General features: G+C 69.2%; 9 protein-coding genes and 2 tRNA genes. 2 read left to right on the top strand and 9 right to left on the bottom strand.

The features are described from left to right. Window positions 1–52 precede the first annotated feature (52 nt). The 5 genes from clpX to ACWFR3_RS37990 form a co-directional block, all read right to left on the bottom strand. On the bottom strand, window positions 53–1,339 hold the full coding sequence (clpX, locus tag ACWFR3_RS38010; protein ID WP_361046605.1) for an ATP-dependent Clp protease ATP-binding subunit ClpX: 1,287 nt from the start codon (window positions 1,337–1,339) through the stop codon (window positions 53–55). A 156-nt stretch (window positions 1,340–1,495) separates the two neighbouring features. After that, a complete protein-coding gene (locus ACWFR3_RS38005; RefSeq protein ID WP_453684224.1) occupies window positions 1,496–2,176 on the bottom strand; it encodes an ATP-dependent Clp protease proteolytic subunit in 681 nt (226 codons plus the stop codon). 61 nt (window positions 2,177–2,237) lie between these two features. Then, the gene (locus ACWFR3_RS38000; RefSeq protein WP_190080566.1) at window positions 2,238–2,843 is read right to left on the bottom strand and encodes an ATP-dependent Clp protease proteolytic subunit; all 606 of its coding nucleotides are present in this window, start codon (window positions 2,841–2,843) and stop codon (window positions 2,238–2,240) included. 421 nt (window positions 2,844–3,264) lie between these two features. Next, window positions 3,265–4,656, bottom strand: a complete 1,392-nt coding sequence (tig, locus tag ACWFR3_RS37995) for a trigger factor (RefSeq protein ID WP_453739264.1) — start codon at window positions 4,654–4,656, stop codon at window positions 3,265–3,267. 126 nt (window positions 4,657–4,782) lie between these two features. After that, window positions 4,783–4,859, bottom strand: a tRNA-Pro gene (locus tag ACWFR3_RS37990). 150 nt (window positions 4,860–5,009) lie between these two features. Between ACWFR3_RS37990 and ACWFR3_RS37985 the strand changes: the two genes are divergently transcribed. After that, a tRNA-Gly gene (locus tag ACWFR3_RS37985) sits at window positions 5,010–5,080 on the top strand. 72 nt (window positions 5,081–5,152) lie between these two features. On the opposite strand, the gene ACWFR3_RS37980 is transcribed toward ACWFR3_RS37985, so the two are convergent. After that, window positions 5,153–7,294 (bottom strand): serine/threonine-protein kinase, encoded by a 2,142-nt coding sequence (locus tag ACWFR3_RS37980; RefSeq protein ID WP_453739263.1) that lies wholly within the window; start codon window positions 7,292–7,294, stop codon window positions 5,153–5,155. 86 nt (window positions 7,295–7,380) lie between these two features. Then, window positions 7,381–7,575 (bottom strand): hypothetical protein, encoded by a 195-nt coding sequence (locus ACWFR3_RS37975; RefSeq protein ID WP_160505028.1) that lies wholly within the window; start codon window positions 7,573–7,575, stop codon window positions 7,381–7,383. A gap of 630 nt (window positions 7,576–8,205) precedes the next feature. Here ACWFR3_RS37975 and ACWFR3_RS37970 point away from each other — a divergent pair. Next, complete coding sequence (locus ACWFR3_RS37970; protein WP_453739262.1) at window positions 8,206–9,480, top strand: acyltransferase family protein; 1,275 nt, start codon at window positions 8,206–8,208, stop codon at window positions 9,478–9,480. A 39-nt stretch (window positions 9,481–9,519) separates the two neighbouring features. Here ACWFR3_RS37970 and ACWFR3_RS37965 read toward each other — a convergent pair whose 3' ends face one another. Next, window positions 9,520–9,981, bottom strand: coding sequence for an HD domain-containing protein (locus tag ACWFR3_RS37965; RefSeq protein WP_453739261.1), 462 nt, complete (start codon window positions 9,979–9,981; stop codon window positions 9,520–9,522). A gap of 139 nt (window positions 9,982–10,120) precedes the next feature. Continuing rightward, window positions 10,121–12,598 (bottom strand): FtsX-like permease family protein, encoded by a 2,478-nt coding sequence (locus ACWFR3_RS37960; protein WP_453739260.1) that lies wholly within the window; start codon window positions 12,596–12,598, stop codon window positions 10,121–10,123. Window positions 12,599–12,694 lie beyond the last annotated feature (96 nt).

The raw sequence follows: 12,694 nt of genomic DNA, 5'->3' as shown, positions 1-12,694 counted from the left end.
CCCCGCGATCACTCGCGGGGCGCCCCCTTCGTCGTACGCGACCGGCTGACGCCTAGGCCGACTTCTGCTCCCCCGGACCCGGGCCCCGCGCATCACGCGGCACCAGCGTCGGGTTGACGTTCGAGTGGACGACGTCCGCCGTGATGACCACGCGGGCCACGTCCTTGCGGGACGGGACCTCGTACATCACCGACTGGAGGACTTCCTCCATGATGGCGCGCAAGCCACGCGCGCCGGTCTGGCGCAGGATCGCCTGGTCGGCGATGGCCTCCAGGGCCTCGCGCTCGAAGTCCAGCTCCACGCCGTCCAGTTCGAACAGGCGCTGGTACTGCTTGACGAGTGCGTTGCGCGGCTCCACCAGGATCTGGAGCAGGGCCTCGCGGTCCAGGTTGTGGACCGAGGTGATCACGGGGAGGCGGCCGATGAACTCGGGGATCATCCCGAACTTCACCAGGTCCTCCGGCATGATGTCCTCGAACCGGTCCTTCTCCTGAAGCTCGCGCTTGGAGTGGATCGTGGCGCCGAAGCCGATGCCCTTCGCGCCCGCCCGCGACTCGATGATCTTCTCGAGGCCGGCGAAGGCGCCGCCCACGATGAAGAGCACGTTCGTCGTGTCGATCTGGATGAACTCCTGGTGCGGATGCTTGCGGCCGCCCTGCGGCGGGACCGAAGCGGTCGTGCCTTCCAGGATCTTCAGCAGGGCCTGCTGGACACCCTCGCCCGAGACATCGCGCGTGATCGAAGGGTTCTCGCTCTTACGGGCGACCTTGTCGATCTCGTCGATGTAGATGATCCCGGTCTCGGCCTTCTTGACGTCGTAGTCGGCCGCCTGGATCAGCTTGAGCAGGATGTTCTCGACGTCCTCGCCGACATAGCCCGCCTCCGTGAGCGCCGTCGCGTCAGCGATGGCGAACGGGACGTTCAGCATGCGGGCGAGCGTCTGCGCGAGCAGCGTCTTGCCGGAGCCGGTCGGGCCGAGCAGCAGGATGTTGGACTTGGCGAGTTCGATCGCGTCGTCACGGCCCTGCGCGCCGCCGGTCTCGCCGGCCTGGACCCGCTTGTAGTGGTTGTAGACCGCTACCGAGAGGGCTTTCTTCGCGGGCTCCTGGCCCACGACATACCCCTCGAGGAATTCGTAGATCTCGCGAGGCTTGGGGAGTTCCTCCCACCGCACCTCGCTCGTCTCCGCGAGCTCTTCCTCGATGATCTCGTTGCAGAGGTCGATGCACTCATCGCAGATGTACACACCGGGACCTGCGATGAGCTTCTTGACCTGCTTCTGACTCTTCCCGCAGAACGAGCACTTGAGCAGATCGCCGCCGTCACCGATGCGTGCCACGAGGTGCTTCCCCTTCGCCTGGGAGACGCCACGTTCAGCGACTCCTGGTGCCTCATATCCGACGGTACCTTGCCTGGCCCCCCGTTCGGGCCCCCCTTGGCACGGTTCACTTTGACGTGGACCGTGCCAAGGAACGGCAGATGCTACAGCGCTGCGTCAGACGACCGACGAATTGTTCATCTTCCGGGTGGAGATGATCTGGTCGACCAAGCCGTACGACAGCGCGTCCTCGGCAGTGAGGATCTTGTCGCGCTCGATGTCGTCGCGGATCTTCTCGATCGGCGTCGTGGAGTGCTTGGCCAGCATCTCCTCCAGCTGCGAGCGCATCCGGAGGATCTCGTTCGCGGCGATCTCCAGGTCGGAGACCTGACCGCGGCCCGTCTCGCTGTAGGGCTGGTGGATCAGGACGCGCGCGTTCGGGAGCGCCATGCGCTTGCCCGGCGTACCGGCCGCGAGGAGCACGGCTGCGGCGGACGCGGCCTGGCCCATGCAGACCGTCTGCACGTCGGGCTTCACGAACTGCATCGTGTCGTAGATGGCAGTCAGCGCCGTGAAGGAGCCGCCGGGGCTGTTGATGTAGATCGAGATGTCACGGTCGGGGTCCATCGACTCCAGGCACAGGAGCTGCGCCATGACGTCGTTGGCGGACGCGTCGTCGATCTGCACGCCGAGGAAGATCACGCGCTCCTCGAAGAGCTTCGCGTACGGGTCGTACTCGCGCACGCCCTGCGAGGTGCGCTCGACGAAGCGCGGGATGACGTAGCGGGACTCGGCGCTCGGGCCGGTGTACTCGGCCTGGGCGCCCTCGTAGAGGCCGCTGCCGGGGAAGTTCTTCATCTCTGTAGGTCTCCTGAGGAGCGTGGGCTTGGTCGGCTTCGGAAGGGCTGAGCGGTGAGGCTCAGGCTCCGGTGCCGCCGCCGCCCGGCATGCTGGCCGCGTTGGGCATGATGTCGTCGATGAGGCCGTACTCCTTGGCCTCCTGCGGGTCGAACCAGCGGTCGCGGTCCGAGTCGCGGGTGACCTGCTCGACGGTCTGACCCGTGTGGAACGCGGTGAGCTCGGCCATCTTCTTCTTGGTGAGAAGGAGACGCTCGGCGTGGATCTTGATGTCCGACGCGGAGCCCGCGAGTCCGGCGGAGGGCTGGTGGATCAGGATCTCGGCGTTCGGCAGCGCGAAGCGCTTGCCGGGCGTACCGGCGCTGAGCAGGAACTGGCCCATCGAGGCCGCCATGCCCATCGCGATCGTCACCACGTCGTTCTGGATGTACTGCATGGTGTCGTAGATCGCCATGCCGGCCGTGATGGATCCACCAGGGCTGTTGATGTAAAGGAAGATGTCCTTGTCCGGCTCTGCGGCAAGGAGCAGCAACTGCGCGGTGATCTTGTTGGCGATGTCGTCGTCCACGGCCTGGCCGAGGAAGATGATCCGCTCGCCGAGCAGCCGGTTGTAGACCTGGTCGCCGAGGCCACCACCGATGGAGGGGTCGCCGGCGGCGGAGGGCATCAGATTCGTCACGTATCCACCTGCTCGTCTTACGACGGCGCCGGGCCGTCTCACGTCTTCTTCTGAGGCTTGGGACCCCGCGTGCTCGCCGCTCCGGGGGCGGCTTCGGGGACTCCCCTGCCCTCGTATTCATGGACCCTAACGCTCAGCCCCGTCCGGGGAATCCCGCAAAGGTGACTGTTCGCTGTGAGCGCAGGTTCTGGCGGGGGCGCCTTGTGGGGTGCCGGGTCGCCCCGTCAGGGGCGCGGGGAACTGCGCGGCCCGCCCCCACAGACCCGCGGACGCGTCTGCCGCAGCAGGCTCCACGGCGGGTGCGGCTCGTACATGGTTGCTCGCGCCGTTCCCCGCGCCCCTACGGGCGCGACAGGCCCCCGGGATGCGATCCCGGGGGCCTGTCGTACGAGCGTCAGAGCGAGGCTGCTCAGGCCTCGGTCTTCTCCTCGGTCTTCTCCTCGACGGAGTCGGACGCCTCGGCCTGCTCACCCTCGGCGGCAGCCTCGTCCTCGTCGTCGAGGTCCACGACCTCGCCGTTCGTGTCCTTGACCGTCGCGGCCTCCACGACGACCGCGAGGGCCTTGCCGCGGGCGACCTCGCCGACCAGCATCGGGACCTGGCCGCCTTCGACGACGGCCTGGGCGAACTGGTCGGGGGACATGCCGGAGGACTGCGCGCGACGCATGAGGTGCTCGGTGAGCTCCTCCTGGTTCACGTTCAGCTTCTCCTTGTTGACGAGCTCGTCAAGGACGAACTGCGTCTTGATGCCCTTCTCGGCCTGCTCCTTGGTCTCGGCGTCGAACTCTTCCTCGGTCTTGCCCTGGATCTCCAGGTACTTCGCGAGGTCGAGGCCCATCTGGCCGAGCTGGTGGTTCACCAGGTTGTGCTTGCGGGTCTCGATCTCGTCCGCGAGGAGCTTCTCGGGGACGGGGACCTCGACCAGCTCGAGCAGCTTCTCCAGGACGCGCTCCTGCGCCTGGGTCGCCTGGTCGTACTGCTTCATGTTCTCGAGGCGCTTGCGGCTGTCCGCCTTGACCTCGTCCAGGGTGTCGAACTCCGACGCGAGCTGCGCGAAGTCGTCGTCCAGGGCGGGCAGTTCACGGGCGGCGACCTGGGTGACCTTGACGGTCACCTCGGACTCCTTGCCGGCGGCCGAGCCGCCCTTGAGCTCGGAGGTGAAGGTGGCCTCGCCACCGGCCTCCAGGCCCTTGACGGCCTCGTCGATGCCTTCGAGGAGCTCGCCGGAGCCGATCGTGTAGGAGACGCCGGAAGCGACGCCGTCCTCCAGGACCTCTCCGTCGACCTTGGCCTCCAGGTCGATCGTCACGACGTCGCCGTCCTCGGCGGCACGCTCGACCGGCGAGGTGGACGCGAAGCGCTCACGGAGCTCCTCGACGGCCTTCTCGACGTCCTCGTCGCTGACCTCGACGGCGTCGACCTCGACCTCGATGCCGGAGTAGTCCGGGATCTCGATCGCGGGACGGATGTCGACCTCAGCGGTGAAGTTGAGGGTCTCGTTGTCCTTCAGCTCGGTGATGTCCACCTCGGGCTGGCCCAGGACGTTGAGCTCGGCCTCGTTCACGGCCTCGGTGTAGAACTTCGGGAGCGCGTCGTTGACGGCCTCTTCGAGGACGGCGCCGCGGCCGAACCGCTGGTCGATGACTCGGGCCGGGATCTTGCCCTTGCGGAAGCCCTTCACCGTGACCTGCTGGTTGATCTTCTTGTAGGCCGCGTCGAGGCTGTCCTTGAGCTCCTCGAAGGGCACCTCAACAGTGAGCCGAACCCGGGTCGGGTTCAGGGTCTCCACGGCGCTCTTCACGGTTCGGTCTCCTTGGGGCTGACTTCTTGGGATTGAGCCCGGCTCAGAGACACACGGGCACACAGCTTGCATAGTAACGGCAAGCGGGAGCCGACCCACAATGCGATCTTGTGAGGGAGATCTTGCTGGTCGGGGTGGCGGGATTTGAACCCACGGCCTTCCGCTCCCAAAGCGGACGCGCTACCAAGCTGCGCCACACCCCGTCGGTGCGACACGTAGGGTACATGCCTGCAGGCAGTGCGGCGCCCGCTTAATCGCGAGTACGTACGGGGTGTGCGGTGAGGGGCTCCGACCCGCTACGATGCTTGCCGTGCCGCGGTCGCTGACCAGCAGTGTCCTGCGGCGCGAGCTGTGCGGGTGTAGCTCAATGGTAGAGCCCTAGTCTTCCAAACTAGCTACGCGGGTTCGATTCCCGTCACCCGCTCTCTGTGGCCTCCGGCCCGGTTCCGAGGAACCGGGCCGGAGGCTTTTTCCCGTCCGCAGCGGTGCGGGGCGCTCAGGGGTTCCGTACATCCACGGAGTAGACCGAGCGCGCCCCGTAAGGGACGTAGAGGGCGTCGCCCACCAGGGTCAGGGGCGCGCCCACCGATTCGGGCATCGCCGCGCCCGCACCCCGCCCCGGGCGGGTCCAGCCGATCTCGCCCGTGTTCCGGTCGAGGGCCGCGAGGCGGCCGCTGGGGGACGCGAGGTAGACGTGCGAGCCGGAGGCCAGGGGCGGGCCCGGCATCTCCACGCTGGAGTTCCGGGACCAGGCCTGGCGGCCCGAGCGGGGGTCGACGGCGCGGACCGTGCCGTTGGTGGAGGTGAAGTAGAGGGCGCCCCGGCTGAGGGTCACCGTCGCGCCGCCGGACTGCGGGGTGGCGAGGCGGACGGTGTGCAGGCGGCGGGTCTTCAGGTCGAGCGCGGTGATGCGGCGGTGCGTCTTCACCGCCTCGTCCGTGAAGAGCAGGCGCCCCTCCGACTGACCGATGAAGCTGAGCCTGTCGTGCGCCGACGCGGTCCATCGTGGCTTCCCGGTGGCCCGGTCGATCCGGATGATCCGAGTGCCGTCGGGGTCTTCGGTGGAGCAGAGGAGATAGCCCTGGCCGTCCGCGGACCGCAGGTCGCAGTCCCCGTCCGTGCCGGCGGGCAGGGGGAACGGGTGCTGCCATACGGGCCTGCCATCGCCCGAGCCGAGCAGGGCGTACGAGTCCCCCCGCTTGCCGTACGCCGTCAGGACCCCGCCCTTCATGCCCGCCACCGATGCGGCGGCTCCGGTGGCCGTCGCCTCCGTGCCGCTCACCGGCGCCATGGCGTCGGCGCCCCGCTGGGTCGGTCTGGTCCAGAGTTCGTCGCCGGTCCGGGCGTCGATGGCCTGGATCGCGTAGTCGTTGTCGGGTTCGGCGGCGTCCGGGCTCTCCTCGGTCTGGTCGTTGCGGTAGACGAAGAGGCGGTGGCCCGATCTGCCGATGACGGCGCCTTCGTCCAGGAACCAGCTGTCGGGTCCGGCGTCGACCGGCAGGCTCCAGGCGGCCTTGCCGGTGGCAAGGGAGAAGCGCACCGCCTTGACGTCGTTTCCCGCGCACACGAGGCCGTCGAGGGCTGCCACGCAGTGCAGGAAGGGGCCGCTCGCGTCGTCCGCGGCGCCGGACGTGTCCTTGGCCTGCCAAGCCCGCCACCCCGCCGGCAGATCGCCGTGTCCGGGCTCCTGCGAGGCCGCAAGGCGTACGACGACGCCCGCCCCGAGCACCGCGAGCAGCGCCCCGCCCACGGCCGCCCCCATGATCAGCCGCCGGCTGCGACGTGGGCGCGCGGGCGGCGGGGTGGAATCGGACGGGGGCGGCGGCAGCGGCTCGCCCCGGAGGAGGGCCAGGAGTGCGTCGGCGGTGGGGCGGGACCCGGGGGACTTGGCGAGGCACTGCTCCACGAAGGGGAGCAACTCGTCGGGGACGCCGTCGAGTTCCGGTGCGCCCTCGACCACGCGGGTGGCCGTCTCGTACGGGCTGTCGCTGTCGAAGGGGCCGCGGCCCGTCGCCGCGTGCACCAGGACCGCGCCAAGGGAGAAGACGTCGGAGGCGGGGCCGACCTCGCGGGGCGCGGTGAGCTGTTCCGGGGACATGTAGGGCGGGGTGCCCATGACGCGGCCGGTCTGGGTCAGCGGGTCGCCGACGAGTGCCCCGGCCGTGCGGGAGACGCCGAAGTCGATGACGCGGGGCCCGTCGTCCGCGAGCATCACGTTGGCCGGTTTCAGGTCCCGGTGGACCACTCCGACCCGGTGAATGTCACGGAGAGCTTCCGTCAGGCCCGCCGCGAGCTCCTGGAGCCGCTCCAGCGGAAGCGGTCCTTCCCGGCGCACGTGCGCGCCGAGGTTCTCGCCGGGGATGTAGAGCGTGGCCATCCAGGGGCGCGGCGCGTCCGCGTCGGCGTCCACGACAGGCGCGGTGAAGGCACCGCTGACCTGGCGGGCGGCATCGACCTCGCGGCGGAATCTCGTACGGAACTCGGGGTCGTCGGCGTACTGGCCGTGGACGACCTTCACCGCGAGGCGCCGCCCCGAGGCGGAACGGGCGAGGTACACGACGCCCATGCCGCCGGAGCCGAGCCGGTCGTCGATCGGATAACCGCCGATCCGATCCGGATCCGATTCGCGCAGCGCCATCTTCGTGGACCCCCGTCCCCGCGCACCTCAGCCCGAATGCCCCGGGCCGGGCAGGCAGCGTACGCAAGGCAGGCCGCGTATGTCCCTCAGAAGCTGATCGAGTTGATGGTCTCGGCCACCTCGTTCAGGAAGCGGTTTATGGAAGGGGCCATTCCAGTTGAGGCGAGGAAGAACCCGAAGAGCACCGCGACGATCGCGGGCCCTGCTTTGATCGATCCTCCGCGGATCAGCACGATGAGGATGATCGCCAACAGCAACACCACTGACAGCGAAATGGCCACACTGATCACACCCTAGGTCGGTCTCTCCCCGGCCCGGGGGGTACGACCCACGCACACCCCCGCCAGGACCATCGTGCCACCAACGCGCCGTCCGTATGCGGCCGGTGACACATCGTCGGCCAAGGCTCCACGTGCCGGGCGTGGCCCCCGCGCACGGGGGCACCCTTGGGGCACATGAACAGGGGGCCTCCGTACGGCAATTCGAAGCCCGTGCGTGACCACTAATTCGGCTTGATCGTTTCCATGGGCACACAACTCGTTCGCAGGAAATTCGAATTGTTGTCGGACGCACACCGCGGACACCACAAAGGGTCAATCAACCGGACATTTCGCCAGAGTCGCCTGCGGGCGTTATGCAACGTTTAAGGGGGATGAGTTGTGACGTAATGGACATCCGACCCGCTGCTTCGAGGGTGACATGAGGTGAATCCGCATGTCGACTCCCGTGATTTCTGGGTACTCGGACCGTAATACTCCTGAACCGTCTGTGATTGAGATGACAGCCGAGTTGAGGGTTTTACGAATACACACGAGCGACGCTAGGGTGCCTCAGATGTTCCACGCTGCCACCATCCCCGCAAGCGCAGTGCGGTCCCGGATCGTCCCCCCCAGCTCTTGGTGGGAGGGCCTGTGACGAACTCGGTTCAACCGCACGGCCGCCACCGGGCGCCTCTCCCCCCGGCACATATGCCGGCGGACGGAGTACCAGGCCCCCGCGCCCCCCAGTCCACCATGGCCGCGACCGTTCCCCACGCCCCGGCCGGCACCGCTGTTCACCCCGGCTCCACGGGCCACTCGGGCTCCACCGGCTCCACGGAACACGCCGGTACCAACGCGGGCAGACCCGCCCCCACGGGTCAACCCGCCAAGCAGCGCGACTCCTTCTTCGACAACGCCAAGTACCTCGCGATCGTCCTGGTCGCGATGGCGCACTCCTGGGAGCCGCTGACGGACGGCAGCCGCGCCGCAGAGGCGCTGTACATGACCGTCTACACCTTCCACATGCCGGCGTTCATCCTCATCTCCGGCTACTTCTCGCGCAGCTTCGACATGCGGTCCGACCGCCTCAAGCGCCTGGTGACCGGCATCGCCGTGCCGTACGTCCTCTTCGAGGTCGCGTACACCTTCTTCAAGCGCTACGCGGACAACGATCCGACGCAGCCGATCAGTCTGCTCGACCCCTGGTACCTCACCTGGTTCCTGGTCGCGCTCTTCGTCTGGCGTCTGACGACCCCGCTGTGGAAGCTGGTCCGCTGGCCGATTCCGCTCGCGCTCGCCATCGCGGTGCTCGCGTCGGTCTCACCCGACATCGGCGACGACCTGGACCTGCAGCGCGTGCTTCAGTTCCTGCCCTTCTTCGTGCTCGGCCTGTTCATGAAGCCCGAGTACTTCCAGCTGGTGCGGCGCCGCGAGGTGCGGCTGCTCTCCATCCCGATCTTCGCGAGCGCACTGCTCCTCGCGTACTGGGCGGGACCGCGGATGACCTCCGCCTGGTTCTACCGCCGGGACAGCGCACAGGAGTTGGGTGCGCCGTGGTGGGCCGGTGTCGTGATGACCCTTGCCCTGTTCGGCTGCTCCGCGATCCTGACCGCGTGCTTCTTCGCGTGGGTTCCGCGCCGGAAGATGTGGTTCACGGTCCTCGGCGCGGGCACGCTGTACGGCTACCTGCTGCACGGCTTCCTGGCCAAGGGCTCGCGCTTCTGGGGCTGGTTCGACAACTACGACTGGATGCACACGCCTGTCGGGCAGATCATCGTGTCGTTGATCGCCGCGGCGGTGGTGACGCTTCTCTGTACGCCTCCGGTGCAGCGGATGTTCCGCTTCGCCATGGAGCCGAAGATGGAGTGGGCGTTCAAGCGGGATGCCGCGGCGTTGGCCAGGGAGCGGGCCAAGTCCTCTTCTTAGTTCCTGGTTGCTGATTGCTGGTTCCCGGCCGGTTGTTCTTCAGGCCGGGGGCTCGATGCCCAGTAGGGCGCGCATGTTGGCGTATTTCGCCGTGAGGCGAGTGCGGGTCGGCCCGTCTAGCTCTGCTAGGCGGGCCGCGTTCGCGTTGTGGGCCAGGTCCGCCTCCTTCACCAGGCGGGCGCCGGGGGTGCTGAGGATGCGGGTGGCGTACTGCTCCGGGGTTTCGCCCCGGTGTTTGGTGAGGGCGCGGACAATGTCCTTGGTGTACGGGGTCAGGGGGGCGTCCCGGAGCCACTGCTCCGTGAGGGCGTTGTCCTCTATGGCGTCGTGGAGCCAGGCTGCGGCGATTTGTTCTGGCGAGCCGCCTCTGGCGTGGACGCCCTTGGCCACTGCTTCCAGGTGCTCTGTGTAGGGGCGGCCCGCTTTGTCTTTCTGGGTGGCGTGGGCCTGGCGGGCCAGGGCTTCTACCTCTGCGAGGGGCATGGGGGCGCTGGGGTTCATGCCAAGGATCCTTCCCCAACCCCGCCCCTTCCCGAAAACCCGCTGGCGCGGGGGCCTTGTGCGTACCGTCATCACCGGCTCCGCCGAGTTCGTCCTCAATCGCCGGACGGGCTGAATCTTTCCGGGGTCGGGGAGTAAGTCAGTTTCTTTGCCGCAGCGCCGCCCGCGCAGGCAACGCCGTGGCCGCCAAGCCCAAGGCGACCGCCCCGCCCGCGAAGGAGCCGTACAGCAGCGGTGGGATGTGCGGGGACTCGCCCGTGAGGCCGTTCATCATGGGGACCAGCGTCGCCAGCGCGATCGCCGAGCCGATCACGATGCCCGCGCAGGCGACCAGGAGCGCCTCCCACCGCACCATGCGCATCACCTGCCGCCGGGTGGACCCGATCAGGCGAAGCGTGCCGAGTTCGCGGCGGCGGTCCAGGACCGTCATGACCAGGGTGTTCGCCGCGGCGATCGCCGCGAAGCCGCCGAGTACGGCCGCCATCACCGTGTTCGCCCAGGCGTTGACGGCGCGGTCCGTGGACTGGGCGGTGGCGTAGGCGTCGCGGTCCAGGAGGGTGCCGAGGGCGGTGAGGGCCCGGGGTGCGTCGCCGTCGTCCTTCGTCCAGATCTCCGTGGAGAGGGACGAGGTCACGTGCTGCTTCAAGTCCGATGCGGGGAGCGTGACTTGGGAGAGGCCAAGGCCGCGGCCGTACGTGGCGACCACCTTCGGTGACGCCTTCGTGCCGTCCGGCAGACGCAGGGCCATGGGCTCGCCCGTCTTCACGTGCGCCGAGTCCGCCAGCTTCGCGTCCACGGCGATCTCGCCCTTGCCGAGCGAGGCCATCGTGCCCGTCCTGACGTCCAGGTCCTGGACCCTGGCCAGGTCACGGGACGAGCCCGTCACCCCCTGCGTCGAGGCGGACTCCAGCCAGCGGTCGCCGCCCGAGCCCACCGGCACCAGGACCGAGGTCTTGAGAAGGCCCACCGCCGAGGTGACCCCCGGGGCCCGACCGGCCTGCGTCACCCCGTCCTGCGTTACTCCCGCTCCCGACGCCGACACGATGTGGTCCGCCGTTATGCCCTCGCGCTGCTGGTCGGCCGCCACCCGGTCCTCGCTGGTGTGCATGAAGACGAGGGTCGACGAGAACGCCATCGCGAGGACGATCGGGGTGATCGCCGATGCCATACGGCGGGCGTTGGTACGGGAGTTGGCCGCCGCGAGCGAGGCGGACGCGCCCGCTCCGCGCAGCGGGAGTCCGAACAGGGCCGCGCAGCCGCGGGCGACGAGCGGGCCGAGCAGGGCCACGGCGAGCATGAAGAGCATGACGATGCCGAGCGCCACGTTGGCCGCGTCGTCGCCCGTCAGGGAGGAGGCGATCCCGGCGAGGACGCAGCCGCCGACCGCGGCCGCGATGCCCAGCGGCGTACGGATCCAGCCGGGGCGCAGGCGTTCCACCGAGGACTCGGCGAGCGCCTGGCCCGGCCTGATGCGGGAGGGGCGGCGGGCCGCCAGGTAGCCGGAGACCAGGGCGGTGACGACCGCGACGCCGACCGCCGAGACCAGGGGGATGAAGGAGACGGAGAGACTCAGGGCTTCGGGGATCGCGCCCCTGTCCTTCAGCTGCCCGAACCACCAGTCGGCCAGGGCGATTCCGGGCAGGACGCCGACCGCTCCGGCGAGGGGCGCGACGAGCAGGGCCTCCGTGGCGATGGTGCGGCGGATCTGGCGGGGTGTGGTGCCGATGGCCCGGAGCAGCGCGTACTCGCGGGCCCGCTGGCCCACGGAGAGCGCCACGGTGCCCGCGGCGGTGAACATGGCGACCATGGTGGCGATGCCGCCGAAGGAGCCGCCGAGTCCGGTGAGCATCTCTTCGGCGTAGGCGAGATCGGAGCCCTCGGCGGCGCTGCGGTCGTCGCCGGTGTGGACGTCGGCCCTGCCGCCCACGGCGTGTGCCACCCGGGCCTTGAGGGCGGTGTCCGTGACGCCCTTCTCGGGCAGGACCGCGATGGCGTCGACGCGGCCCGGGTGACCGGAGAGGCGTACGGCGTCGGAATCGGTGAACCAGGCGGTGAGCGCGCCGTGTTGGGCGCCCTGTTGGGCGCCGGACCGAACGGTGCCGGAGATGCGGAAGTCGCGCGGTCCGGCGGCCGTGGTGAGGGTGGTCTGTTCGCCCACGGACGCGCCCGGTGCGGCGAGGACGACCTCGCCCGCCTTCGGGGCGCGGCCCGCGGTCAGCTTCTCGCCGGTGAAGGCGGTGGAGCCCCAGCCGTGCGCGGTGACGCTCTTCCCGCCGGACTGCACGGGGAAGGTGACGTCCGCGACGGCGGTGCGCGCGCCGGGCACCGAACCCGCCTTCGCGAGAAGGGAGTCGTCGATCCTGGCCCGGTCGGGCAGCGGGGTCGCCGACTCGGAGCGGCTGTCGCCGCTGCCCGTGACGAAGTGGGCGCGCTGGTCGGCGGCGACGACCACGGGGGCGTCGGCGTACCGGGTGGGCGGCATCGAGGCCCGTACCCCCGTCTCCAGGAGGATGCCGCACGCGGAGACGATCATCGCGGCCATCATCAGCGCGACGAACGTGCCCGCGAACGCGGACGGTTTGAAGCGGACGGCGGCGCGGGCGAGGCCGTTGGGCATGAGGGTTCTCCGGAGTCCGGGGCGCCCGGAAGGGGCGCGGGGCTGTGTACGGGTGTGGCTCCGCCGCATGGGCGCGACCGGCTCGCATCCGGCCGG

Source organism: Streptomyces sp. NPDC055189, assembly GCF_053606765.1.
The sequence above is the reverse complement of the archived record's forward strand: the minus strand, read 5'-3'. Positions and strand labels throughout refer to the sequence as shown.

Coding starts and splice junctions, on each gene's coding strand:
- ACWFR3_RS38005 (WP_453684224.1), bottom strand. CDS start 2,176: ATGAAGAACTTCCCCGGCAGCGGCCTCTACGAGGGCGCCCAGGCCGAG.
- ACWFR3_RS38000 (WP_190080566.1), bottom strand. CDS start 2,843: ATGCCCTCCGCCGCCGGCGACCCCTCCATCGGTGGTGGCCTCGGCGAC.
- ACWFR3_RS37980 (WP_453739263.1), bottom strand. CDS start 7,294: ATGGCGCTGCGCGAATCGGATCCGGATCGGATCGGCGGTTATCCGATC.
- ACWFR3_RS37965 (WP_453739261.1), bottom strand. CDS start 9,981: ATGAACCCCAGCGCCCCCATGCCCCTCGCAGAGGTAGAAGCCCTGGCC.
- ACWFR3_RS37960 (WP_453739260.1), bottom strand. CDS start 12,598: ATGCCCAACGGCCTCGCCCGCGCCGCCGTCCGCTTCAAACCGTCCGCG.